Origin of the sequence: Methylomonas methanica, from assembly GCF_001644035.1 — a bacterium.
Taxonomy (GTDB): domain Bacteria; phylum Pseudomonadota; class Gammaproteobacteria; order Methylococcales; family Methylomonadaceae; genus Methylomonas; species Methylomonas methanica_A.
Window position 1 is genome coordinate 79322 of the sequence record NZ_LUUG01000117.1, and the last position, 23605, is coordinate 102926.

Sequence of the window (23605 nt, forward strand, 5' to 3'; positions counted from 1 at the left end):
GTTTGGAAATATCGCTGCAAATCTCAAGGTTTGTGGCGTTAGGATTTGTTTTTAGGATAGTTCAGGATGATTGCCACGGATGGCGCAGCTACCGCCGGTCTGCTTCGAACATCGCAGACCGGTTCAATTCATGGGCCAAGGCTACTCGGTCCTGTCTACCAGTTGCTGAATTGTTGGGCCAAATATTCTGTTTAGTCTAGGATGTTATTGCTACCCCCAACCGAATCGATACACGCACCCTGGTATTCCGTCAACTTATCGCATCACTGTCACTATCCCACTGTGTAGATCAACACCGTTGTGTCCAATCGCAGTTTAGGTCAATTATCGGGAATCAACAGCTTCCTTGCTTTGTTAGATTTCCTGTACTTAATTTTATTTTTGGTGCAAAAAGTTAAGGGTTGATCTGCCTGGTCTTAGTCAATACTCAATCACTAAAATCGTTCGAAATGGTTTATGTCGAATCCCTCAGGATTGTCTGCGTGATTAACATGTAGTGCCGGCGGTATTGCCTTTGGCGATTTAGGCGGCGTTCTCGTTGCGTTGCGGGGCGGCGTTGGTTGCAAATTTTTGATTTTGAAAAAGCTCATCAGATTCTGCAATTGCGCGGCTTGGCTGGTCATTTCTTCTGCTGTTGCCGCCAATTCCTCGCTCGCAGAAGCATTTTGCTGCGTAATTTGATTCATCTGATTCATGGCAATATTAACCTGCCTGACACCCGCCGATTGTTCCTGGGAGGCGGCGGCAATTTCTTGCACCAGATCCGAGGTTTTAGCAATGCTGGGGACGATGGCGTCCAGCAATTGACCTGCACTTTCAGCAGTTTTAACGCTGTTCTCCGCCAGCTGACCGATTTCTTGTGCTGCTACCTGACTACGTTCCGCCAATTTTCTGACCTCCGCAGCCACTACCGCAAAACCTTTGCCGTGATCGCCCGCTCGAGCCGCTTCGATGGCGGCGTTGAGAGCCAACATATTGGTTTGGTAGGCAATGTCGTCGATGATGCCAATTCGATTGGCGATATCTTTCATTGCAGTGACGGTTTGTTTAACGGCTGCTCCGCCTTCGCTGGCTTCCTGAGTGGCTTTACCGGCCATGCCATCGGTCACTTTGGCGTTTTCCGCATTTTGGTTAATGCTTGCCGCCATTTGTTCGATACTGGCCGTGGTTTCTTCGACGCCGGCTGCCTGTTCGCTGGATGCTTGCGATAAAGATTGTGAGGTGGCGCTGATTTGCGCTGAGGCACTGCCTAACTGGTCGGCAGCACTGATGACTTCGGCGATGGTTTGCGAAAGTTTGACTATGGTATTGTTAACCGTATCTTTAAAGTCATTAAGCTGACCTTTGTAATCCCCTCTGATTTTACGGGTCAAATCCCCTTGTTCGACCAATGTCAGTACTTCGACAGCCTCATTGAGAGGCAGAATGACCCCGTCCAAGGTATTGTTGAAACCTTCCACTATCTTACGAAAGGCGCCCTGATGTTTACTGGCGTCGGCGCGGGTTTGTAAGCGGCCTTCCACTGCCGCTATCGAAAGTTTGTCGGCATCGGCTACCAAGGCCTGAACATTGCCTTTTAGCAGCATTAACCATTCATGGATCTGGTCGTCGTTTGAGGCCTTGCCCATTTCCGCCGTCATGTCGCCATTGGCTAGTTTGGTAACGTAAGCGATTAAATCCGAGAGCCAACTATGAACGCCGTTAACGGCTTGTTTCATCTGGTCGTGGTCGCCTTTACAAGCGATTTCCACGCGTTGGCGTAAATCGCCGCCCCGGATCATACGCAAAATGCGGTTGCCTTCGCCTATGGGAATCAGGATTGCATCCAGCATATCGTTGACACCACCAATAATCTCGGCGTAGGCGCCTTTAAACTGCTCGGTTTTACCCCTTTCCGAGAGTTGACCATCCCCAGAAGCGCTAGTTAAGCGGCGCAACTCGTTCTGCAGGCCTTGCAAGGTGATTGCCATATTGTTGACCGCTAATTTCATTTTTTCGTGATCGCCCCGGTAAGTTTTCTCGATCAATTCGTCGATTTTGCCGCCGGAAATCTGCGCCAGGATGCGATTGCCTTCCTCGATGGGCAGCAGAATGGCGTCCAGCATCTCATTGACGCCGCCGATGACTTCGGCGTAGGCGCCTTTAAATTGCTCAGCGTTGCCGCGTTTGGATAATTGTCCTTCTCTGGAAGCTTCTTGGAGTCTTTGTAACTCTTTTTGCAGGCCCTGTACCGAGATGGCGACGTTGTTGACAGCCAGTTTCATTTTCTCGTGATCGCCTTGGTAGGTTTGTTCGATCAATTCGTCGATTTTGCCGCCGGAAATTTGCGCCAGAATGCGATTGCCCTCGCCAATCGGTAGCAGAATGGCATCCAGCATTTCATTGACGCCGCCGATCACTTCCGCATAGGCGCCTTTAAAGTGTTCGACTTTACCCCGCTCGGTAAGCTGTCCCTGTCTGGAAGCGATGGTGAGACGTTGCAATTCATGTTGCAGGCCTTGCAAGGTGGTGGCGACATTGTTAACGGCCTGTTTCATTTTCTCGTGATCGCCACGGTAAGTGTCGCTGATCAATTCATCGATTTTGCCGCTAGAAATCTGCGCCAGAATGCGATTACCCTCGCCAATCGGCAGCAGAATGGCGTCCAACATTTGGTTGACCCCGTGAATGACTTCGGCGTAAGCGCCTTTGAATTGTGCCGGGTTACCCCTTTCGGTTAGTTGGCCGTCTTTTGACGCACCGGTCAGACGCTGGAGTTCGGTTTTCAAGTTCTGCTGCACATCAACGACTTTGACCAAGCTTTTCGCCAGAGCATCGTGTTCGGAGCGAACATTGATATGAATAGTGAAATTCCCGTCGGCAATGGCCTGAGCGGCGGATGATTGCTGGGCGATAGCCTCTATAAGCTGATTGAGGTGGTTTTTCAGTGCGTTGAAATCGCCACGGTAATGATCGCTGATTTTAGCCGGAACGGCGCCGCTGGCGATTTGTTCGATGCAATCGGCAACTGCATTGTACGGTTGGGTAAAGGCATCCAATATCTGATTAATCGCATGACCGAATTGCATGCTGTTCTCGGCAAATCCCGCGGTATTGACGCGTACATCCAATTGCCCGGCGACGATGGCCTGCGCGACCCTTTCTATTTCGAGGGTGGTCTGTTTTTCCGCTGCTTGTTTATGGCTTGAAAACAAATGAGTTAACTTCATAAATCGATCTCCTCGGTTGGTTTTGTTCAGATTTAAAATCATGGTTGCAAGACGCCGAATTACTCCTCTTGCTAGATGTAACGCACTTTCAAAAGCAAATTGGATCTGACTTGTTGTTTGGTCTCCGGGTATAAGGGGAAGAGCGAAGGCTATTTGGAAACCGCTGTGCTGCGATCTCGATTCAATGCCAAAACCAGAATTGAACATGAGCGTAAAAATTACTTTGCTGTCAGTTGAATCCAAAAGCCGTCTTTCGGGTATATAACCCTATCGCTCCAGTTAGGTTGACTGATGCGTGAGTCTCTGAGTGACGAAATAAATTTACCTTGATGGGGCTGGTCCGACGATCAGTATAGACGGGAATAGCTTATATGCAGCGACTAAACAACTGTGTTAGCAATGTGGCTACGCGACGTAGTTTCGATCCTGACTATGCTTTTAAATATCCGCGGAGCACTAGAGGCTGTCATGCTTGGCTGATGCTTCCGCAAATGAAGGATTGGATGCCGGGTCGTCGTTTTATCAGCACGCTTGGACGATTTCGATGTGGCTGTTAAAGGTAGCTTACGGGCGAAATTGGCCGGTTAATAGTTTAAGATTGCATTGGTTTAACCCAATAATTTGCGAGAACGGATGTAATGCGTAACCTATACACGCTGCTTTATGGATTGTTGTTGCCTGCTGTTTTATTGCGATTGTATTGGCGGGGCTTCAAGGCGCCGCAATACCGGCAACGCTGGTTAGAGCGCTTGGGCTTTTACCAAAGGCCGTCCAGGCAGGGGGTAATCTGGATACATGCTGTTTCAGTGGGGGAGGCGGAAGCGGCTTTCCCATTAATCGCACATTTGCGCCACTGCCATCCGCAGTTGCCGGTACTCGTTACCACCACCACCCCAACCGGTTCTGCCAGGGTGCAGGCGGCATTGGCCGGTCAAGTAGAGCATGTCTATCTACCGTATGATCTGCCGTTTGTGATTGAGCGTTTTTTGAAATGTTTTCGGCCTAGGCTGGCGGTCATGATGGAAAAGGAAATCTGGCCCAATTTGTTTGCAGCCAGTGCGGCGCAGAATATTCCGTTGTTTATCGTCAATGCCAGATTGTCGGCGCGTTCCGCGCGGTCTTATCGAAAAATTCCCGGACTGGTAAAGCCGGCGTTGGCTTGCGTTACCACTGTTGCTGTGCAAACAGAGGAGGACCGCTTACGATTTATCGAAATCGGCGCCGCTCCTCAGCAAGTTCAGGTGTTGGGTAATATTAAGTTCGATGTGACGATAGACGCCGCCGTTATCGCGGAGGGGCGAGCGCTCAAGCAGCAGTTATTTGCAAAACGCTGGGTCTGGATTGTCGCCAGCACTCATCAGGGTGAAGAAGAGACATTTCTTGCGCTTTACTCGGTTCTTAAAGTAAAGATACCCGAGTTGCTGTTATTAATTGTGCCGCGTCATCCGGAGCGTTTTCAAACCGTTAAAAAGCTCTGCGAACAGCAGGGTTTGGCGGTGGTGATGCGAAGCGAGCAAAGGCAGAATCATGAGCAAACCGATGTTTATATCGCCGACAGCATGGGCGAGCTGAAAATGTTATATGCCGCTGCCGATCTGGCTTTTGTCGGCGGTAGTCTGGTGGCAGTAGGCGGGCACAACGTGCTGGAACCGGCCGTCATTGGCGTACCGGTGTTATTTGGCCCGGAAATGTTTAATTTTCAGGAAATTGCCGAGCGGATTTTAGCCTTGGAAGGGGCGATGCAGTGTCGTGATCGCCAAGCCATAATGGATGCCGTGTTGCGTCTCTATCGAGACATAGCGTTTAGAAACAGCTTGATCGATAACGGCAGGTTGTTTGTAGAAAATAACCAGGGCGCTACAAAACGGGTGGCGGGATTGTTGGCGGAGTACCTGTAAGTTTTACGCTTGGGTTAGGGTGGTTAGCGGGCAATTCGTTGAGGTTTTCCGTTATAATTCGCCAGTTTTTTTAATTTGTAAAAGGTGTGAAGCGCATTATGTCGGATATTAAAAAAGTGGTGTTGGCCTATTCCGGTGGTTTGGATACCTCGGTTATTTTGAAGTGGCTACAAGATGTGTACGACTGTGAAGTGGTGACATTTACCGCCGACATCGGTCAGGGCGAAGAGTTGGATCCGGCTCGTGCCAAAGCCACGGCGGCCGGCATCAAGGAAATTTATATCGACGATTTACGCGAAGAATTTGCTCGCGATTTCGTATTTCCGATGTTCCGCGCCAATACCATTTACGAAGGCGAATACCTGCTTGGAACCTCGATTGCCCGGCCGCTGATTGCCAAGCGTTTGATCGAAATCGCCAATGAAACCGGCGCCGACGCGATCTCCCATGGCGCCACTGGCAAAGGCAACGATCAGGTGCGTTTCGAACTGGGCGCTTACGCCTTGCGCCCGGACATCAAAGTGATTGCGCCGTGGCGGGAATGGGATTTGAATTCCCGGCAAAAACTGCTGGACTACGCCGAGCAACACGGCATTTCAGTGGAAATGAAAAAAGGTAAAACCTCGCCTTATTCCATGGATGCCAACTCGCTGCATATTTCGTACGAAGGCCGTATCTTGGAAAATCCATGGACGGAACCGGAAGAAGATATGTGGCGCTGGACCGTATCGCCGGAAAATGCGCCTGACCAAGCGACCTACGTTGAGCTCACCTATCAGAATGGCGATATCGTCGCCATCGACGATGTGCCTCACACGCCGCATCAAGTGATGGAAAAATTGAACAAAATCGCCGGTGCCAACGGGGTTGGACGTCTGGACATCGTCGAGAATCGTTATGTCGGTATGAAGTCCAGAGGCTGTTATGAAACGCCAGCCGGCACCGTGATGCTGAAAGCACACAGGGCCATCGAATCGTTGACCCTGGACCGCGAAGTCGCGCATTTAAAAGACGAATTGATGCCGCGTTATGCGTCCTTGATTTATAACGGTTACTGGTGGAGCCCAGAGCGGGCGCTGTTGCAAACCATGATCGATGCCTCGCAGGTCAATGTTAACGGCAAGGTCCGGGTAAAATTGTATAAAGGCAATGTGGTCGTGGTCGGTCGGGCCTCGGAAACCAATAGTCTATTCGATGAAAATATCGCCACTTTTGAAGAAGATGGCGGCGCTTATAACCAAAAAGATGCCGAAGGCTTTATCAAACTGAACGCCCTGAGAATGCGAATTGCCGCAAAAAAAGGGCGTTGATTGCGGTTTGTATAAAACAGGACATTTTTGATTTAGCTTGTATAATGCGCCGATGTATTTCCGTTGAGCATGCGGTGCCGTTTAGGCGCCGCGTGCTCACGGTGATATCTATAGAGCTTCCCGATTAGCAACACTAAAAGAATAATGAGCGATATGCCTGAGATTAATCTGGATGATGTCAATACCGATAAGCATGAGATAGTCTATCTGCGCGCCCATCAGCATCAGGCGCTGATGAAGGCCAATCGCTTTTTGTTAATGCTGGTTTTGGCGTTGATGGCCGCGGTTTTTTTGTTGGGTTTTGTATTGCTGCCTAAGCAAAATCTGTTGACCGAAATACAAAAGCATCAGGCCATCTCGACTGCTTACGCTACGCAGCACCCGGTGCTATCTGCCGAAATCAGCGCCTTGAAAGGCCAGTTGTTCGGCTTGTTAAGCGGTTCCATCGACAGCAAATTAAGAGCCCTGGAAGAGAATATCAAAAAAGGTAGCGTCGCCGATTCCCTGGAGACCATTCAGGATTTGAAAGGCGATGTGAAGATACTGACGACTTATTCTGTCGATTCGCCGGCCAAGGTTGAAGGCGCGGCTGTCAACCAGGTTCTGATCAAAGAACTGAATGACATCAAGGATTTGGTCTATTTGACCTTTGTGTCTTGTGGGCTAATGATAGCGGCGATTGCCGGAGTTTGGCTGCGTAACCGTTACCGGTTAACCCATCAACGTAGCCAGCAGGCGTATCTCAGTAAACAAGATTAATCGGCATATTCTTTATGACATAAAAAAGCCGCTATCCGAAAGGGTAGCGGCTTTTTCTTTGCCCGGAAGGCTACGATTATTTTTTCAGATATTCGTAAACTGCATCGATAGCTTGGTCTTCGGTGTAACCTGCTTTTTTCACAGGACCGACTTCCATGATAGCTGCAACAGCTTTAGGCATACCGTTTTTGCCTTCTTTCAACACTTTGGCGAACTGGTCTTTAGGCAGTTTGCCGGCGCTGATCAAAGCCGATAATTGTGGGTTGGAAGCGATGTCATGGCAAGCGCCGCAGCCACGACCGAAAGCACGCTCATAAATTTTCGCGCCGATTTCTTCCGCTTCGTTAGCTGCAACTTGTCCGCTGATAGCGATCAAAGCTGCGCCTACTAATAAACCGAATGATTTTTTCATATGATTCTCTCGTTGTGTTTAAAAAAAAGAACTGCATATTGTTATTTGCATAGGCAGTTCATTGGGAAATTAAGCGGGTAAAGGATAGGGAACTTTAGCGAAAAATTCAATCGATTTTCTCTGTGGTTCGCGCCGTTACCGAGTTTGCGGGCTGATTTTTCCAGCTAAAACTTAACATCGTCTGAAATAGGGAAAAATTCATATACGCTTAGTTTTGATTGGGTTGAAACCATTCCAGTTGTTTGCGCAGGCGCACTACCGTGCCGACTATGATCAAGGTGGGTGGTTTTATATCAGCGTTTTCGACGCGTTTAGGCATATCGCCCAGGGTACCGGTAATGACCCGTTGATGGCGGGTAGTGCCTTGCTGGATCAGTGCAATCGGTTGATCGACAGGGCAGCCGTGTTCGATCAACGATTGGCAGATAGTCTCCAATCCAACCAGACCCATGTAAATCACGATGGTCTGATTGGGCGAGGCTAGCTGGCTCCAGTTCAAATTGATATTGCCGTCTTTCAAATGCCCGGTCACGAAGGTGCAGGACTGCGCATGATCGCGATGCGTCAGCGGTATGCCGGCATAGCTGGCACAACCGGCCGCGGCGGTAATGCCGGGCACCACTTGAAATTGAATGCCTTGTTGCATCAGCGTTTCGATTTCCTCGCCACCCCGGCCGAAAATAAACGGATCGCCGCCTTTCAGGCGCGCGACGCGTTTGCCTGATAAGGCCAGCTTCGCCAGCAGCTCGTTGATCGATTCTTGCGGCAGGCTGTGATTGCTGCGTTGTTTGCCGACGTAGATTTTCTCTGCGTCGCGGCGCGCCATCTCCAATATCTCCTGAGAAACCAGCCGGTCATAGACAATTACATCTGCTTGCTGCATTAAACGCAGGGCTCGGAAAGTCAGCAAATCCGGATCGCCGGGGCCGGCGCCGATCAAATACACCTCGCCACGATTTTGCGTCTGCTCCGCCGCATCGAGTTTGGCTTGTAGTTCTGTTGCAGCTTGCTCACGGCGGCCGGAAAACACCAATTCGGCGATATGTCCCTGCAAGGCGTCTTCCCAGAATACCCGGCGGCGGTTGGGTTCTTTCAGTCGTTCCTTAACCAATGCCCGAAAATCCTCGGCAAACTGTGCTAGCAGGCCGAACGCGCCGGGAATGGCGCTTTCCACCTTGGAGCGCAGCAAACGCGCCAGTACCGGTGAGACGCCGCCTGAAGACACGGCTACGATTAATGGCGAGCGATCAACAATCGCTGGAAAGATAAAACTGCACAAATCGGGATTGTCGACCACGTTTACCGGAATATTCTGAGCCGTGGCGGCCTGAGCGACCGCTTCGTTGACCGTTCGGTTATTGGTTGCGGATATGACCACGCGCATGCCTTTCACATCATCCGCGGCAAAGGCTTTTTCTTGGATAAGCACTCGTTTGTCTCTGCCCATCTCCGCGACGCTGGAGCCAATTTCCAGTGCCACCACCGTAATCCGTGCCCCGGTTTTCGCCAAGAGCTCGATTTTACGCGAGGCGATTTCGCCGGCGCCCACAACCAGACATGGCTGGTCTTTTAGTTTTAAGAAAAGCGGAAAGTAATCCATGGTGCTTGATTTTCGTGGTCTGGGGTTGGTGTTATTATAAGTGTTGTCTAAAGAACAGTTGAGTGAGCACTACTATGATCGAGTTTGATTTGGAAGTCGATGCCAGCGGATTGCAATGTCCGTTACCGTTGCTGCGTTTGAAGAAGGCGATTATGGAAGTGGAAAGCGGCAGGGTAGTCAAAGTGATTGCTACCGATCCGGCGGCCCATTTGGATTTCGGCGTCTATATCGATCAGGCCGGACATATCCCGCTGAAGATATTCAAGGAAGCCGACAAACAAGTTTTCTTTATACAGAAAAAATAGAAGCGATTCAATATTATAAAGATTCAAAATCCTGTCTCGCTCGGACCTTGCTCTCCGAATCTATTTCCTCAAGCTGATAATCGGCCAGTTTGCTTGCCTAGCAACTTCCCGTAGTTTTTCGTCGGGATCGACTGCGACAGGTTGATCGACCAAATTCAATAGTGGCAAATCGTTATGCGAATCGCTATAGAAGCAACTGCCGGCGAGAGTTTCCGTAGAATTGGCCAGCCAGTCGTTTAGCTGCGCTACTTTTCCTTGCTGGAAGCAGGGTGTACCGTTGAATTTGCCGGTGTAGCGGCCATCAAGGAATTCGGGTGTAGTAGCCAGCAGGTTGTCGATACCGTAAAGTTTTACGATAGGCTCGGTGACGAAGCGATTGGTGGCGGTAATCACCAGCAAGGTATCCCCAGCTGCACGATGCTTTTCCACCAAAGCCTGCGCGGCTTCCAGCATGATGGGCTTGATCAGCGTTTCGACGAATTCGGCGCGCCAGCGATACAGTTGCTCGGCGTCGTGTTGGGCCAGTGGCGCCAGAGAGAAATGTAAAAACTCGACGATATCCAGCGTGCCGTGTTTGTAATCCTCGTAAAATTTTTTATTGGCCTGTTCATACTGCTCTTTGTCGACGATGCCGCGGTCGACTAAAAATTGGCCCCATAAAAAATCGCTGTCATCGGCGATCAGCGTGTTATCCAGATCAAAAATCGCTAAGCTCACGGCAAATCCGTCGTCATAAAGAAAAAAGTAGCGGCCTGTGGCGTCCGCCGGTTATTTGTGGAACAATTGCGCCATTAATTTTAATGGCCGTGCCGTTGTTAATTTTAACATCCAGGCATTAGCAACAGGGCGGCAAATAATACAGGTTTTTACATGATAGACTCGAAAGGATACCGACCTAATGTCGGCATTATCCTTTGCAATGACGAGGGTCGTGTGTTCTGGGCAAAGCGCAAGGGCGCTAATTCGTGGCAGTTTCCGCAAGGCGGAATTGACGGCGACGAGGATCCGGAAACCGCGATGTATCGGGAGTTGTGGGAGGAAACCGGCTTGCGCGCGGAACACGTGCAATTGCTGGGCCGCACCCGCTATTGGTTGCGTTACAAACTGCCGGATCGGTATATTCGCAAAAATTCCACGCCCTTGTGCATTGGTCAGAAACAGATCTGGTTTATTCTGCGCCTGACCACCGACGAATCGATGGTGCGTTTCGATTGCGGTCACAAGCAGGAATTCGATAACTGGAAGTGGGTAGAGTACTGGTATCCGCTGAAAGACGTGGTCTACTTCAAGCGCCGGGTTTACCGCAAAGCGATGGACGAATTGGGGGCTTTGCTGATTGCCAATGATGTGGGAGTCAATGCCGACAGTTACTTATCCGGAAGACTAGCGTTCGGTTAGTAACTGTGTTCGTTGGTTTGTAAGCCGTTCATGCTGATAGGCACTCGATAGCACCTGGATTGCAAATTACCGTCATCGTACAATTCGAAGACCCTATACCCAGGCGCTTGCGTGTCCAGTTCAAACTCGGTCGCAAACGGTTTGAACTGAAAACAGCTGGCCGGCGTAGCGAATATCGCTATTTGTTTATGACTAGTTTGCATTTCCTGATGCAAATGGCCGCAAGTGATAGCTTTAGCTTGCGGAAAGCGTTCTGCTACTGCCAGCAATTCCTCGCCGTTCTCAATTTGCATCGTATCCATCCAGCTACTTTGGCTGGCAATACAATGATGGTGTATTGCGAGCAGGGCAGGCATCTCATTTGTGCTTAACGTTTGCTGTAAAAATGCCAGTTCTTCCTGTGATACAAACCCAGCGGGACTGCCCGGTTTTTGGCTGTTTAAGGCAATAATCTGCCAATTCTTCAGCAGCAGGTGTTTGCGGCAACTGACGAAACCTACGTTCAGCTCGGTTTCCATTAGTTCCCAGTCGTCATGATTACCCGGCAGACATAGGCAAGGTGTTTGATAAGTTTGCAGATGCCGGCAAATTCGCCGGTAGCTATCGGCGCAAGGGTCTTGGCCTAAATCGCCGGTCAACAAAATCAGATCGAATGGGCCATGCGTGGCATGCGCGTGGGCCAGGGTTTTTTGGAAATACTGTTCCGTATCGATACCCAGCATTCTGTCGCCGACATGCGGCAATATATGCAGGTCTGTCAGCTGCAAGACTTTTAAGATTGGCATTGTTCAGCGCAGATAGGGATAGTAGGCTTGGCTGTTAGGATGAACTTCACTCAAGTCTTCATGTTTGCCAAACCAACGGTAATTAGAATGTTGTTGTGCAGGTAACTGATTAATATCGATATCCAGCTGCAATTGATAGCCTAAAACCACGTAATGGGTACTTATACCCGGCTGTTTGGCAAAATTAGTGTCATACAGATGGGTGAAAGCACCGAGTAAATCAGCGCTTTCCATGCTGTAGGCAGTGCCCAATTCGGTTTCAGTGATTCTTTGAAACGCATCTTCCAGGGTTTCGGATTTAAAAATTCTGCCGCCGGGCACGAACCAATAGCCCGCCGCCGGTTCATTCACGCGCATGCCCATCAATATTTCGTCCTTGCTGGAACGTACAATTAAATCGATAGAGACTAAGGGGGTGTTTTTTACGACTGTAAGAAAATCCTGTTTATCGAGCATCCTATATTCCGCGAGCTGATAGTGGGTGGAGGGTGATGTTAAACGTCTTTATACAATACCTTGGAATTGCGCTGATAGTTGTAAGCGCTTTTCATCGGCTCCGGCAAATCGTCGATTTCGCAAGGTGTAAAACCTCGCTCGACGAACCAATGCACGGTTTGCGTGGAGCGCACGAACAGGCGCTGGATATGCTCGGTTTTGGCCTTATTGCCGAGATACTCCAGTAAGCTGTTGCCGCGCGCGCCTTTTTGATAGTCGGCATGCACCGCCAAGCAGGCGATTTCCGCGCTGTTGCCGTCGTTCATCACGTGAAAGGCCGTGCAGCCGATGATCAGGCCGTCCCGCTCGATGACGATGTAGTCGCCGATTTCCATTTCCAGCTTTTCCCGCGAACGCTTAACCAGGATACCTTGCAGTTCCAGAGGTTTGATTAGTTCCATAATGCCGCCGATATCGTCCAATGTCGCCGGCCTAACGGTTTCGAACGCGTTAGAGCTGATCAGCGTACCGATACCGTCGCGGGTAAACAGCTCCAGGAGTAGGGCGCCGTCCACATGGCGATTGATCAAGTGCGCGCGCTGTACGCCTTTTTCGCAGCTTTGCATCGCGGCGCGCAGTGAGCGGGCGACTTCATCAGGTAGTGTCGGCGTATCTTGCAAGAGTGCCGAGACTTGAATCGTTGTGAGCTGTTGGATCGGCCGGTTATCGTCAGGCGATACGCAGTTTTGTTCGGTTAGCAAAATTAATTTTTCGGCTTGCAAGGCGATGGCTACTTCGGTGGCGACTTCCTCGGCTGACAAGTTGAACACTTCGCCGCTGGGAGAATAACCAATGGGTGAAATCAGTACCACATTCTGCTGATCCAACTGTTGATGGATGGCTTGGGCATCGATGCGCCGTACCTTGCCGGTATGGCAATAGTCGATGCCGTCTAATACTCCCAAAGGTTTGGCGGTAACAAAATTGCCGGACGCGACGCGTATCTTCGCGCCGGCCATCGGCGAACCGGAAACGCCCATCGATAACAGCGCTTCAATTTCCACCCGCACCAGTCCTGCCGCTTGCTTCACATATTGCAGCGTCGTGGCATCGGTGATGCGTAAATGGTGGTGAAACTGCGGCGTGTCGCCATGCCCTGTGACTTGCTCGTCGATCTGCGGGCGAATGCCATGCACCAGCACCAGTCTGATGCCCAGACTTCTCAACAACGCGAAATCGTGAATCAGATTGTCGAAATCAGGCTCCGTCACCGCGCTACCACCGAAAAAAATCACGAAAGTGCGATTGCGGTGGGCGTGGATGTAGGGAGACGAGTTTCTGAACCAATTAACGAAAGTTGATTGATGTTCCATGGTGTGTGATGGTTTGCGACGTCGCTGGCTGCTTAGTTTAACTTTGCCGGCGTTAAAACCCAATCAGGGCTGGTTACTTGGCTTTTTTCCAACGGCTGGCAACATAATCCAACGCTTCTTGAATGTTGAGATCCCGAGTGCCACCGCCGGTTCGTACGAAGAATTTGGGTGTGTTGCTCTGAGTCAGAAATACCGGCCGATGTGAGGGTGAAACGATGACTCGGCACACATCACGGTCGGTCAGCTTATGAAATAACACATGTATAAGCGGGCATAAATCGGCACCCAGATTGCTGGAGATTGCGGTCATCAAGGTTTGCTCGAAGCCATCGTGATCGGGTTTTTTTAGGGTTTGAAAATCGGATTCCAGACCCATGATCTCGCCGTTGTCGGCCACGCCGATCAGCAAAGTGCCGCCAACCGGACTGTTAAAGAAGCCGGCCAGGGTTTTCATAATCACGCCTTCCAGGGTCTTATTGACGCGTTGCTCCTGGATATCCCAGCGCAGCGACGATTTAAACTCCAATAACGGCCCTTCGCCTTGACGGATGATGGTCGGCAAATCTTTTTCCAGCTCGATTTTCAGTGCGTCCAGATCCACCAGCCGTTTATGCAGAATCTGATAAAAGCCTAGCGACAGCAAGCCCAGTATCGCGCCAATTTCGGCGTAAAAAAAGATCAGATTATTCTGATTAATTTGGCCGGTCATCACCTCTTTGAACTGACTCAATACGAATTCGATTGAGGAAAGCGGGTCGGCGTTGCGCTCGCGCGAGCTAATATAATCGTAACTGGGCGCTAATAAAAATATCCCCATCCCGGCACCAATCCAGCCGGCTATGAAATAGATTTTTAGCTTTTGTTTCCAGATGTAGAGCAGTTGGAGGAGGAAGCGTTTCATCGGCAAATGGGATTAAGGCGAATTCGGGGCGGTAATGAATCAATTACACAGTTGAGCCGGTTTTGATCGCTCCATCCGCAATCGCTATCAAAAATTAAGTGCTATACCCTGGGGTGCAGCGCTGAGAAATTTGGCGAAGGTTGTCGGGCGTTAGCCTTATTAGTCAGGCGGCTTCCGGGTATTTTCTGAAGCGGTAGATGACATCGTGTCCGCTAAAATGCAAGGTTCAAGACTTGACGGCGTTTCAACAGTCTACACCGCCAAGCCTCTACCAGCATCGCTTTCTTAATGATCCTCAAGCCGCGACAAATCTCGCACCGCCCCCTTATCGGCGGAAGTGGCAAAATAGGCATAGGCTTTCAGTGCTACAGACACTTTGCGCGGACGTGGCTTGGCCGGTTTCCAGCCGAGTTTGGCCTGTTCGGTCCGGCGCTGGGCCAGTTCCTCGTCGCTGACCAATACATTGATCGTGCGATTGGGAATATCGATGCGGATACGGTCGCCGTTGCGCACCAGACCAATCGCCCCACCTGCCGCCGCTTCCGGCGAGCAGTGGCCGATGGATAAACCGGAGGTGCCGCCGGAAAAACGGCCGTCGGTCAACAGTGCGCAGGCTTTGCCCAAACCCTTGGATTTGATATAGCTGGTCGGATACAGCATTTCTTGCATGCCGGGGCCGCCTTTGGGGCCTTCGTAGCGTACCACCACCACGTCGCCTGCTTTGACTTTATTGTTCAAGATATTCTCGACGGCTTCGTCTTGCGATTCGACCACATGGGCGCTGCCTTCAAACACCAGCAGGCTGTCGTCCACGCCAGCTGTTTTGATCACGCAGCCGTCCAGGGCGATATTGCCATGGAGTACCGCCAAACCGCCTTCCAAACTGAAGGCATGTTCAATGGAGCGAATACAGCCTGCAGCGCGATCCTTGTCCAGGCTGGGCCAGCGGGAGTTCTGACTGAAAGCAACCTGAGTCGGAATCCCGCCCGGCCCGGCTTTGTAAAACGTTTCAACTGCTTCGCTGGGGTTCGCGGCAATGTCCCATTGTGCGATGGCCTCACCCAGGGTTTTGGCGTGCACGGTGGGTACGTCGGTATGCAGTTTGCCGGCCCGATTCAGTTCCGCCAGAATTGCCATTATGCCGCCCGCGCGGTGCACGTCTTCGATATGGTATTTATCGGTGTTGGGTGCCACTTTACACAATTGTGGTATCACTTTGGACATGCGATCGATGTCGGCCAGTGTGAAATCGATACCCGCTTCTTGAGCGATGGCCAGCAGATGCAAAATGGTATTGGTCGAGCCGCCCATGGCAATATCGAGCGCGATAGCATTTTCAAACGCTTTAAAGCCGACCGAACGCGGTAGCACCGATTCGTCGTTTTGATCGTAGTATTGTTTGGCCAGTTCGACAATTCGCCGTCCGGCTTGTTTGAATAACTGTTCGCGGTCTGCGTGGGTGGCAAGCACCGTGCCGTTCCCGGGCAAGGATAAGCCCAAAGCCTCTGTCAGGCAGTTCATGGAATTGGCGGTGAACATGCCTGAGCAAGAGCCGCAAGTTGGACAGGCGGAGCGCTCGACAGCTGCTAAGTCCACATCTGAGACTTTGCTGTCGGCCGCCATCACCATCGCATCGACCAAATCCAGTTTTTTGATGTCGGCACGTTCAGCCAAACGCACTTTGCCGGCCTCCATCGGCCCACCGGAAACAAAAATGACCGGGATGTTGATGCGCATCGCCGCCATCAACATGCCGGGGGTGATTTTGTCGCAATTGGAAATACACACCAGCGCATCGGCGCAGTGCGCATTGACCATGTACTCAACGCTGTCGGCAATCAGATCGCGGCTGGGCAAGCTATACAGCATGCCGTCGTGCCCCATAGCAATACCGTCATCCACGGCGATGGTATTAAATTCCTTTGCCACGCCGCCGGCTTGTTCGATCTCGCGCGCCACCAGTTGCCCCAGGTCTTTCAAATGCACATGGCCGGGCACGAACTGAGTGAAGGAGTTGGCTATGGCGATAATCGGTTTATCGAAGTCGCCGTCTTTCATGCCGGTGGCGCGCCACAGCGCGCGCGCGCCCGCCATATTGCGGCCTTGAGTGGTGGTATGAGAACGATATGCAGGCATGATGATTCCAACTGAAAGCAAAAGCGGCGCTTAAACTGCCGCGGGAAAGGGCGTCGTTTACCGCAGTAAAGTACTGCGGATAAATAGTTTAAAAGTTAAAAACTGTCCCAGCCGCTGGAGCGGCGGCGCCAGCTAAGTTTGGGCAGAATAAAGCCCAGCAAGACGCCGAATAAGGCCAAGCCGCCGCCGTATAAAAACCAGTCCTGGTTACTGCTATCGGTTAATGCCTGATTTTCGCGTTTCAACTGTTGTAGCTCGCGCTCGACGGAGATTACGCGTTCCTGCAATTGGTCGCGCTGTTGTTTGAGTTGTATCGCATTGGCAGCGGTTTGCTGAAGTTCGCTAAGGTCTGCGCTGAGCTTGTCCCGTTCTTTGCCAATTTCCTGACTGTTGGCTTGTCCGGCTTTAAGTTGTTTGTTTTCTTCCTGCAGCATTTCGAGTTTTTTGCTGGCGGCTTCCAGCTGATTACGGGCACTGGGTTCGCCGGTTAGGTAACGGCTGAGAATGAAGCCTTCCGCGCCGGTACTGGTTTGGATATAGGTGTAGCCGTTCTCGGTACTTTCTTGCAATACGCTGACAGGAATACCGTTTTCCAACATTTTTACGATCTTGGTGCGCTCGCTTTCGCCGCTACGCAACGGCACCTCGACTTTGTCGGTGACGTAGGCGGTTCTTGCCATGGCAAGCGGGCTAATCAGCAGACAGGCAAAAATGTAGGCAAAAGATTTTTTCACAGTATCACTCTTCGTTCGGCTTAAATAAAGCGGCGATTCTAGCGAAATTATCGACAGATGAGAAATTCCAGTAGTGCTTTCTGGGCGTGCAGGCGATTCTCGGCTTCCGGAAATATTACGCTTTGCGGGCCGTCGATCACCTCTGCCGTGACTTCTTCGCCGCGATGCGCAGGCAGACAATGCATGAACAGTGCATCGGATTTGGCGGCAGCCATGGTTTTGCTGTTGACCTGAAAATCCTTAAATACGAATTCGCGTTTTTTCTGTTCCTCTTCCTGGCCCATGCTGGCCCAGACGTCGGTTACGACCAAGTCGGCTTGTTGCGCGGCTTGCTCCGGCGTATTGAAAAACGCTACTCGGTGCCCAGCCGCATCGACGATACTTTGCTGCGGACGATAATCGATAGGGCAGGCGATGTTTAATTTAAAGTTGAATTGCCGTGCGGCGTTAATATAGGAATGACACATGTTATTGCCGTCGCCGATCCAGGCCACGGTTTTGCCGGCGATGTCGCCACGCAGTTCAAAATAGGTCTGCATGTCCGCCAGCAACTGACACGGATGCAACAAATCCGTCAGACCGTTGATCACGGGTACCCGCGAATACTTGGCAAAGGTCGTTACTGTTTCATGATTGTTGGTCCGCAGCATGATGCAATCCACCATGCTGGATATGACCCTGGCGCTGTCTTCCAGCGGTTCGCCGCGACCCAATTGCGTGTCGCGCGGTGACAGAAACAGCGCAGTTCCGCCGAATTGGGCCATGCCGGCTTCGAAGGAGATGCGGGTCCGGGTCGAGGATTTTTCGAAAATCATCGCCAGTACTTTGCCTTTGAAAGGCTGATAGTCCGGGTCGCGATGCGCTTTGAGTTGAATCGCCCGTTGGATCAGGGTGTGTAATTCGGCGCTGGACAAATCCAGCAGACTGATGAAGTGTCTGGGTTGCATGGTTATTGTCTGCTAAATTCCTGAATGAGCGCTGCCAAGGTTTCGGTCAGCGTTAGTATTTGTGCGTCGTCGATAATCAGCGGCGGCAATAAACGGATAGTGCTGTCGGCGGTGACGTTGATCAACAAGCCTTGTGCCAAGGCCTTGCCGACCAATTCGCCACAAGGCCGGTCCAGTTCAATGCCTATCATCAAGCCTTTATGCCGAATATCCACGATATGGGGATTGCCCGCTAATGCATCTTTGAAGAGTTGGCAAATCCGCGCGCCTTTGGTTTGGGCATCGGCAATCAGTGTGCCGGTCGTTAACGTTTCCAGTACTGCCAACGCCGCGCTACAGGCCAGAGGGTTGCCACCAAAGGTGGAGCCGTGATTGCCGGCTTGTAATACTTCCGCAGCTTTGCCACGCGCCAAGCAGGCGCCAATCGGCACGCCGTTACCCAGGGCTTTAGCCATCGTGCATACATCCGGCAGGATGTCATTATGTTGATAGGCCAGAAAGCGCCCGGTACGGCCGGCACCGGTCTGAATTTCGTCCAGCATCATCAGTAAATTATGCCGATCACACAGAACGCGAATTTGATTCAAATAATCCGCGGCCGGAATGTTCACACCACCTTCACCTTGCACCGGTTCGACCAGAATCGCCACGATGTTTTTATCCGCCGCGATGGCGGTTTCGATAGCAGCAATGTTGTTATACGGCACATGCGTAAATCCAGCCAGCAACGGGGTGAAGCCTTGCTTGATTTTGGCGTTCCCGGTTGCGCTCAAAGTACCCATGGTCCGGCCATGGAAGCTTTTTTTCATGGTCAAAACCACGGGATTGTCGATGCCTTGTTGATGGCCGTATTTGCGCGCAATTTTAATCGCCGCTTCGTTGGCTTCCGCGCCGGAATTGCTGAAAAACACATTATCCATGCCGCTCAGCTCGATTAATTTATCCGCGAGTTGCGACTGTAGTTCCACGCCGTACAGATTGGAGGTATGCAGCAGGGTTTTGCTTTGCCGGCAGAGCGCTTCATGCACGGCCGGATGGGCGTGACCGAGGTTGCATACGGCAATGCCGGCGACCGAGTCGAGATAGCGGCGTCCAGCGGTATCCCACAGCCATGCGCCTTCGCCGCGTGCAAAAGTGACCGACTGGCGGGCATAAGTAGGCATGATGTGACTGGTCATTGTGCTAAGACTCTGAAAGTGTTTTGAAAAACGCTATTCGCTCGAAAAAAGCGCGCGATTATATTTTTTTCATCCCGTATAAGCAATAAATAGTTTTTCCTGAAAATCCGGTAATTCGCTCGATGTGCAAAACCTTATCGGGGCGGCTTCCAGCAAATTTTCGAGTGCCGGGGCGTTTGTTATAAATCTGTAACATTGATGCTTTAAATTCTTGCAAATTAAGCTGTTTCGACCGGTTTGAATTTACCGGCGATATACTCACAAAGGACTTGCGTTGAACGACAACGAACATCTTTTAGACGATAAAAAGCACATCGTTTCCATCCGGTTAAACAATTCCGACCGGATTGCCGTGCGTGCCATGGCGGCTCGGCTGTTTGTGCGTGAGTCCGAATTGTACCGGTTTGCGGTCTACCATTTGCTAAATCGTTTACACAAGCTGCACGAAGACACGTGCGTCGGTAGCGATTTGTTACCGTTATTTATCGAATTTAAAGACGAGCTCAATACCCATTTAGGCTTGAAAAAGCATCAGCTGTTCAAGATTTTTAACGGCAAGAACCCTGATCCGGAAAAGTTTGTGTCTATGGCTGATATCGAGCTGTTGTTACTGCCGCAACACGCGGTGCGTCAGCGTTTACAACAAATGAACGAGGCTGCCGGGCAGCGTAGAGCCGACACCAATGCCTGGCTTTTGGAATACTTGAAGGAGAAATACCGCTTCAGTGTGTACGACCCGGATGCGGAATTGCCGTTGCTGGATTCGCTGGCTCTGGAAAATAGATAAATCGTAAGTCATTTCAATTATACCCGGCCGGTATTGGGCGAATGGGTTCTGACGTATTGCCGATTTTATCCAGTGCCCTATGTTTGACGAGTGCTTACAGCTGGACAGTAGTGGTACGTTTTAGCTATGCTCCTCGATCACATTGTTTTGTCGCGCGGAGGCTGTATGTCATTGACCCCATCATTGTTTCCGGAATTGATTCAAGCGCTGATCGCTACTATCGATGCGCATGCCGAGGAAATAACCGAATTGGATCAGGCGATAGGCGACGGCGACCACGTGTTTAATTTACAACGTGGTTTGCAGGCCTTGCGCGAGCATGCCGGCGAGATAGCGCCTCTCGACTGGGTTGCGGCGTGGCAGAAAATCGGCATGACGGTGATGGCCGCTGTAGGCGGTGCTTCCGGCTCCCTGTATGCGACTTTGTTTATTGCCCTGGCGAAGCAGGGTAAAGACAAAGTCATTGATTTATCCGGATTCTCCGAGGCATTTCTACAGGCGGTGGAGGCCGTGAAGCAGCGCGGCAAGGCCGATGTCGGCGAGAAGACCCTGTTGGATGTGCTGGTGCCGGTGGCGGTGGTATTGCGAGACGAGGCTGCTGCCGGCAAACCGTTAACTGAGATTCTGGAGCGGCTTTGCGCCGTGGCGGCCGAAGGTGTGGAAGCCACTCGCGAGATGCTGGCTACCAAGGGCCGCGCTTCGTTTCTGGGCGAACGCAGCAAGGGCCATATCGACGCCGGTGCCAAGACTGCGCAGTTGATGATCGCGGCGATAGCCGAGGTGTTGAAAAACGCCCAAGCTCAGCCCACTTAGGCTGCTACCCGTTTCAACAACCCCAGCGCAACGCAGCGGTATTCACCGGTGCGTCCCACAAGCCTAGCATTTCGTCGTCCAACAGCGTCAGCGTCAGCGAACAGCCGGCCATATCCAGCGACGTGGTGAAGTTGCCGACCAAAGAGCGCCGGACGATCACGCCGCGTTTGCTGAAATATTGCCAGGCCAATTCGTAAATCAAATGTAGTTCGATCAGCGGCGTGGCGCCGAAACCGTTCACATGCAGCAACACGGCTTGACCGGTTGTTGGCTGTAATTCGTCGAATATATGTCCGGCTAATTGTTCGACAATTTCGCTGGCGCTCACCAGTTTCACGGTTTCGCGGCCGCGTTCGCCATGGATGCCGACACCCATTTCGATTTCGTCGTCGGCGATAGCAAAGGTCGGATGGCCCAAGGCCGGTACCGTGCAGCTGGTCAAGGCGACCCCCATGGAGGCGGTGGCTTGATTGACGCGTTCGCCCAGGGCTTTACAAGAAGCTAAATCCGCGCCGTTTTCGGCGGCGGCGCCGACGATTTTCTCGACAATGGCTGTGCCGGCCACGCCTCTGCGGCCAATACTGTGAGTTTTAGGCAAGGAAATATCGTCGTCGATCAGGACGCTGGTGTTGGGTAAATCCAGCATTTCAGCGGCCATTTCAAAATTCATCACATCGCCGGCATAATTTTTAACGATGAATAACACACCGGCACCGCCGTCCACGGCTTGCGCCGCTGCCAGCATCTGGTCCGGCGTTGGCGAGGTGAATACCTGGCCGGGGCAGGCCGCGTCCAGCATGCCGAAGCCGACGAAGCCGCTGTGTAGCGGTTCATGGCCTGAGCCGCCGCCGGAAATCAGTGCGACCTTGCCGGTTTTGCGGGTGTTGCGATACACAAAGCGCGGTTCGGGGTTGAACTGCACGATGTCGGCATGGGCTTTGGCAAAGCCTTGCAGGCTGGTTTGCAGCAAGGTGTCCGGGGTGTCGATGAATTTTTTCATGATTCGCCTCCGCTATATTGGCGTGGAATGAAATTAGGGAGTGTTGTTACGCAATATCTCGGTGATGTCGCGGATGTCCGGCACGATCCAGGTCGGGCCGAAGTCAGCAGCTGCGACGTCTTGTTCGCTGGATACGCCGCTAAGTACCATCAGGCTGCGGATGCCGGTGCGCACTGCGCCGAGAATGTCGGTGTCAAGCCTGTCGCCAATGGCAACAGTGTAGGCCGGGTCGACATTTAACAGGCTCAAAGCTTGACGGTAGATGATAGGCTCCGGTTTGCCGATAATCATCGGCTTAATGCCGGTGGAAGCGGTTAATCCTGCCAGAATGGCACCGTTGCCATGTGTTTCGCCACGTTCGGTAGGTAGCGATAGGTCGCCGTTGGTGCCGATGAAGTGCGCGCCGGCTCGCAGATTCAGGGTGGCGGTAGCCAGTTTGTCCCAGCTCAGTTCTCGGTCCATGCCGCAAACCACCAGATGCGCGCGCTGATCCGGCTCGGTCTCGTAAAGTCCGGTAAGTTTAAAGCCCAAATCCAGCAGCGGTTGCCGGGCACCGATGCCGCCAATCACAAATACGCGAGTGGTCTGTGGATCATAGCGTTCCGACAAATACAGCGCGGTGGCCATGCCCGAGGTCAGGATCTCGTTCAATGCGACCGTTACACCCATTTTCGCCAGCTTATCGACATATTGTTCTGCGGTCAGTCCGGCGTTGTTGGTGGCCAGGATGAAGGGCAGCTTTAAATCGCGTAGGGTCTGAAAAAACTCAACGAGTCCTGCTTGAGCTCGGTCGCCGTGCCAAAGGACTCCATCCATGTCTATGATTAGGGCGCGGATGTCGGTGAAAGCTTGCATAAGCGGTCTCGTTTGCTTGGGTTGTTTAAATGGGGTTTGTGTCTTCAAGGCCTGGTATTTCATGGTAAAAATCCCAGGAATTTGCGGTGCGCAAGAATTGCATAAATCGCCGTCTACTGTCCAGCCAGTCGGCAATAACGGTATTTTCCTTGACTAATCGTTTATAACCTAGTTTAATGCGCGGCTCTTGACGCCCAGGTAGCTCAGTCGGTAGAGCAGAGGACTGAAAATCCTCGTGTCGACAGTTCGATTCTGTCCCTGGGCACCATTCTGGTTTTAGGTTAAGTCGCTGCCCAGGTAGCTCAGTCGGTAGAGCAGAGGACTGAAAATCCTCGTGTCGACAGTTCGATTCTGTCCCTGGGCACCACCACCTGAAAACAAGCATCCCCTCGTAATATAGGCCGACCGGCTAAGGTCACCCGAAATACTGATTCTCCTTGTTGTCGTTAAGAAGTAACTGACGGATTGCCCCCATCAACTCAATGTCATTGTCGATTGAGGTTTGGCTGGCGAGTGAGGTTGACGAAAATTTGAAGCCTTTGTCTCGAATGTTATTTTTCTAAGTGCGGCGCTACGAGATTTTGTCGAGAGAACGGCTTCCAGGAAAACCAGCATGTTTAGCCAATCTTGTCCGGTGATAAGTAACGGTGATTTACATCCTTGAAAGATATGGTTATAATCCGGCTTTTAATTTTTCGCCGCAGTTTTTGGCGCGGGAAATTGTTTCCTGACAAGTGTGCTTTTCGAGACAAAAAGTTTCGATAAACGAG

21 protein-coding genes and 2 tRNA genes are annotated in these 23605 nt (G+C 51.5%); 9 read left to right on the forward strand and 14 right to left on the reverse strand.

Going from position 1 to position 23605, the window contains the following annotated elements; genetic code table 11:
* Positions 1-434 precede the first annotated feature (434 nt).
* Entirely contained in the window at positions 435-3209 is a 2775-nt protein-coding gene (locus A1332_RS26170; protein WP_231890381.1) for a methyl-accepting chemotaxis protein, read from the reverse strand.
* 638 nt (positions 3210-3847) lie between these two features.
* Between A1332_RS26170 and waaA the strand changes: the two genes are divergently transcribed.
* From waaA to A1332_RS21550, 3 genes are all read left to right on the forward strand, one after another.
* The gene (gene waaA, locus A1332_RS21540) at positions 3848-5107 is read left to right on the forward strand and encodes a lipid IV(A) 3-deoxy-D-manno-octulosonic acid transferase (protein ID WP_064010464.1); all 1260 of its coding nucleotides are present in this window, start codon (positions 3848-3850) and stop codon (positions 5105-5107) included.
* A gap of 98 nt (positions 5108-5205) precedes the next feature.
* Entirely contained in the window at positions 5206-6417 is a 1212-nt protein-coding gene (locus tag A1332_RS21545; RefSeq protein WP_064010465.1) for an argininosuccinate synthase, read from the forward strand.
* A 144-nt stretch (positions 6418-6561) separates the two neighbouring features.
* Positions 6562-7176 carry a hypothetical protein gene (locus tag A1332_RS21550; RefSeq protein ID WP_064010466.1) on the forward strand — a complete coding sequence of 205 codons (615 nt, stop codon included), beginning with the start codon at positions 6562-6564 and terminating at the stop codon, positions 7174-7176.
* A gap of 76 nt (positions 7177-7252) precedes the next feature.
* Here A1332_RS21550 and A1332_RS21555 read toward each other — a convergent pair whose 3' ends face one another.
* Both A1332_RS21555 and cysG read right to left on the reverse strand, forming a co-directional pair.
* Positions 7253-7588 (reverse strand): c-type cytochrome, encoded by a 336-nt coding sequence (locus A1332_RS21555; protein WP_020482446.1) that lies wholly within the window; start codon positions 7586-7588, stop codon positions 7253-7255.
* Positions 7589-7796: 208 nt separating this feature from the next.
* Positions 7797-9188 (reverse strand): siroheme synthase CysG, encoded by a 1392-nt coding sequence (gene cysG / locus A1332_RS21560; protein WP_064010467.1) that lies wholly within the window; start codon positions 9186-9188, stop codon positions 7797-7799.
* Between the two features lie 74 nt (positions 9189-9262).
* Here cysG and A1332_RS21565 point away from each other — a divergent pair, with 74 nt between their 5' ends.
* Positions 9263-9493 (forward strand): sulfurtransferase TusA family protein, encoded by a 231-nt coding sequence (locus tag A1332_RS21565; RefSeq protein WP_020482444.1) that lies wholly within the window; start codon positions 9263-9265, stop codon positions 9491-9493.
* Positions 9494-9553: 60 nt separating this feature from the next.
* On the opposite strand, the gene A1332_RS21570 is transcribed toward A1332_RS21565, so the two are convergent.
* On the reverse strand, positions 9554-10210 hold the full coding sequence (locus tag A1332_RS21570) for an HAD family hydrolase (RefSeq protein ID WP_064010468.1): 657 nt from the start codon (positions 10208-10210) through the stop codon (positions 9554-9556).
* A gap of 153 nt (positions 10211-10363) precedes the next feature.
* On the opposite strand from A1332_RS21570, the gene A1332_RS21575 reads away from it, so the two are divergent.
* The gene (locus A1332_RS21575) at positions 10364-10891 is read left to right on the forward strand and encodes an RNA pyrophosphohydrolase (protein ID WP_064010469.1); all 528 of its coding nucleotides are present in this window, start codon (positions 10364-10366) and stop codon (positions 10889-10891) included.
* On the opposite strand, the gene cpdA is transcribed toward A1332_RS21575, so the two are convergent.
* The 8 genes from cpdA to A1332_RS21615 form a co-directional block, all read right to left on the reverse strand.
* Positions 10888-11676 carry a 3',5'-cyclic-AMP phosphodiesterase gene (gene cpdA, locus A1332_RS21580; RefSeq protein WP_064010470.1) on the reverse strand — a complete coding sequence of 263 codons (789 nt, stop codon included), beginning with the start codon at positions 11674-11676 and terminating at the stop codon, positions 10888-10890. The genes A1332_RS21575 and cpdA overlap by 4 nt on opposite strands.
* Positions 11677-11679: 3 nt before the next feature.
* On the reverse strand, positions 11680-12132 hold the full coding sequence (locus A1332_RS21585; RefSeq protein ID WP_064010471.1) for a GDP-mannose mannosyl hydrolase: 453 nt from the start codon (positions 12130-12132) through the stop codon (positions 11680-11682).
* A gap of 38 nt (positions 12133-12170) precedes the next feature.
* The gene (gene argA, locus A1332_RS21590; protein WP_064010472.1) at positions 12171-13484 is read right to left on the reverse strand and encodes an amino-acid N-acetyltransferase; all 1314 of its coding nucleotides are present in this window, start codon (positions 13482-13484) and stop codon (positions 12171-12173) included.
* A 73-nt stretch (positions 13485-13557) separates the two neighbouring features.
* Positions 13558-14385, reverse strand: a complete 828-nt coding sequence (locus A1332_RS21595; RefSeq protein ID WP_064010473.1) for a helix-turn-helix domain-containing protein — start codon at positions 14383-14385, stop codon at positions 13558-13560.
* 285 nt (positions 14386-14670) lie between these two features.
* Positions 14671-16521, reverse strand: a complete 1851-nt coding sequence (gene ilvD, locus A1332_RS21600; protein WP_064010474.1) for a dihydroxy-acid dehydratase — start codon at positions 16519-16521, stop codon at positions 14671-14673.
* A 95-nt stretch (positions 16522-16616) separates the two neighbouring features.
* Entirely contained in the window at positions 16617-17255 is a 639-nt protein-coding gene (locus tag A1332_RS21605; protein ID WP_082879823.1) for a TIGR04211 family SH3 domain-containing protein, read from the reverse strand.
* Between the two features lie 47 nt (positions 17256-17302).
* The gene (gene argF / locus A1332_RS21610; RefSeq protein ID WP_064010475.1) at positions 17303-18202 is read right to left on the reverse strand and encodes an ornithine carbamoyltransferase; all 900 of its coding nucleotides are present in this window, start codon (positions 18200-18202) and stop codon (positions 17303-17305) included.
* A gap of 2 nt (positions 18203-18204) precedes the next feature.
* Positions 18205-19380 carry an aspartate aminotransferase family protein gene (locus tag A1332_RS21615; protein ID WP_064010476.1) on the reverse strand — a complete coding sequence of 392 codons (1176 nt, stop codon included), beginning with the start codon at positions 19378-19380 and terminating at the stop codon, positions 18205-18207.
* Between the two features lie 274 nt (positions 19381-19654).
* On the opposite strand from A1332_RS21615, the gene A1332_RS21620 reads away from it, so the two are divergent.
* Both A1332_RS21620 and dhaL read left to right on the forward strand, forming a co-directional pair.
* On the forward strand, positions 19655-20167 hold the full coding sequence (locus tag A1332_RS21620; protein WP_064010477.1) for a hypothetical protein: 513 nt from the start codon (positions 19655-19657) through the stop codon (positions 20165-20167).
* Between the two features lie 165 nt (positions 20168-20332).
* Positions 20333-20980: a dihydroxyacetone kinase subunit DhaL gene (gene dhaL, locus A1332_RS21625; RefSeq protein WP_064010478.1), complete on the forward strand. Its 648-nt coding sequence runs from the start codon at positions 20333-20335 to the stop codon at positions 20978-20980.
* Between the two features lie 13 nt (positions 20981-20993).
* On the opposite strand, the gene dhaK is transcribed toward dhaL, so the two are convergent.
* Both dhaK and A1332_RS21635 read right to left on the reverse strand, forming a co-directional pair.
* Entirely contained in the window at positions 20994-21980 is a 987-nt protein-coding gene (gene dhaK / locus A1332_RS21630; protein ID WP_064010479.1) for a dihydroxyacetone kinase subunit DhaK, read from the reverse strand.
* A gap of 33 nt (positions 21981-22013) precedes the next feature.
* Positions 22014-22835 (reverse strand): HAD-IIA family hydrolase, encoded by an 822-nt coding sequence (locus A1332_RS21635; protein WP_064010480.1) that lies wholly within the window; start codon positions 22833-22835, stop codon positions 22014-22016.
* Positions 22836-23027: 192 nt separating this feature from the next.
* Here A1332_RS21635 and A1332_RS21640 point away from each other — a divergent pair.
* Together A1332_RS21640 and A1332_RS21645 are read left to right on the forward strand one after the other, a co-directional pair.
* Positions 23028-23103 (forward strand) — tRNA-Phe (locus tag A1332_RS21640).
* A 23-nt stretch (positions 23104-23126) separates the two neighbouring features.
* Positions 23127-23202, forward strand: a tRNA-Phe gene (locus A1332_RS21645).
* Positions 23203-23605 lie beyond the last annotated feature (403 nt).

Bases quoted from the DNA above. Each gene is read 5' to 3' on its own strand.
- A1332_RS26170 (WP_231890381.1), bottom strand. From the start codon at position 3,209: ATGAAGTTAACTCATTTGTTTTCAAGCCATAAACAAGCAGCGGAAAAA.
- waaA (WP_064010464.1), top strand. From the start codon at position 3,848: ATGCGTAACCTATACACGCTGCTTTATGGATTGTTGTTGCCTGCTGTT.
- A1332_RS21545 (WP_064010465.1), top strand. From the start codon at position 5,206: ATGTCGGATATTAAAAAAGTGGTGTTGGCCTATTCCGGTGGTTTGGAT.
- A1332_RS21550 (WP_064010466.1), top strand. From the start codon at position 6,562: ATGAGCGATATGCCTGAGATTAATCTGGATGATGTCAATACCGATAAG.
- A1332_RS21555 (WP_020482446.1), bottom strand. From the start codon at position 7,588: ATGAAAAAATCATTCGGTTTATTAGTAGGCGCAGCTTTGATCGCTATC.
- cysG (WP_064010467.1), bottom strand. From the start codon at position 9,188: ATGGATTACTTTCCGCTTTTCTTAAAACTAAAAGACCAGCCATGTCTG.
- A1332_RS21565 (WP_020482444.1), top strand. From the start codon at position 9,263: ATGATCGAGTTTGATTTGGAAGTCGATGCCAGCGGATTGCAATGTCCG.
- A1332_RS21575 (WP_064010469.1), top strand. From the start codon at position 10,364: ATGATAGACTCGAAAGGATACCGACCTAATGTCGGCATTATCCTTTGC.
- cpdA (WP_064010470.1), bottom strand. From the start codon at position 11,676: ATGCCAATCTTAAAAGTCTTGCAGCTGACAGACCTGCATATATTGCCG.
- A1332_RS21585 (WP_064010471.1), bottom strand. From the start codon at position 12,132: ATGCTCGATAAACAGGATTTTCTTACAGTCGTAAAAAACACCCCCTTA.
- argA (WP_064010472.1), bottom strand. From the start codon at position 13,484: ATGGAACATCAATCAACTTTCGTTAATTGGTTCAGAAACTCGTCTCCC.
- A1332_RS21595 (WP_064010473.1), bottom strand. From the start codon at position 14,385: ATGAAACGCTTCCTCCTCCAACTGCTCTACATCTGGAAACAAAAGCTA.
- ilvD (WP_064010474.1), bottom strand. From the start codon at position 16,521: ATGCCTGCATATCGTTCTCATACCACCACTCAAGGCCGCAATATGGCG.
- argF (WP_064010475.1), bottom strand. From the start codon at position 18,202: ATGCAACCCAGACACTTCATCAGTCTGCTGGATTTGTCCAGCGCCGAA.
- A1332_RS21615 (WP_064010476.1), bottom strand. From the start codon at position 19,380: ATGACCAGTCACATCATGCCTACTTATGCCCGCCAGTCGGTCACTTTT.
- dhaL (WP_064010478.1), top strand. From the start codon at position 20,333: ATGTCATTGACCCCATCATTGTTTCCGGAATTGATTCAAGCGCTGATC.
- dhaK (WP_064010479.1), bottom strand. From the start codon at position 21,980: ATGAAAAAATTCATCGACACCCCGGACACCTTGCTGCAAACCAGCCTG.
- A1332_RS21635 (WP_064010480.1), bottom strand. From the start codon at position 22,835: ATGCAAGCTTTCACCGACATCCGCGCCCTAATCATAGACATGGATGGA.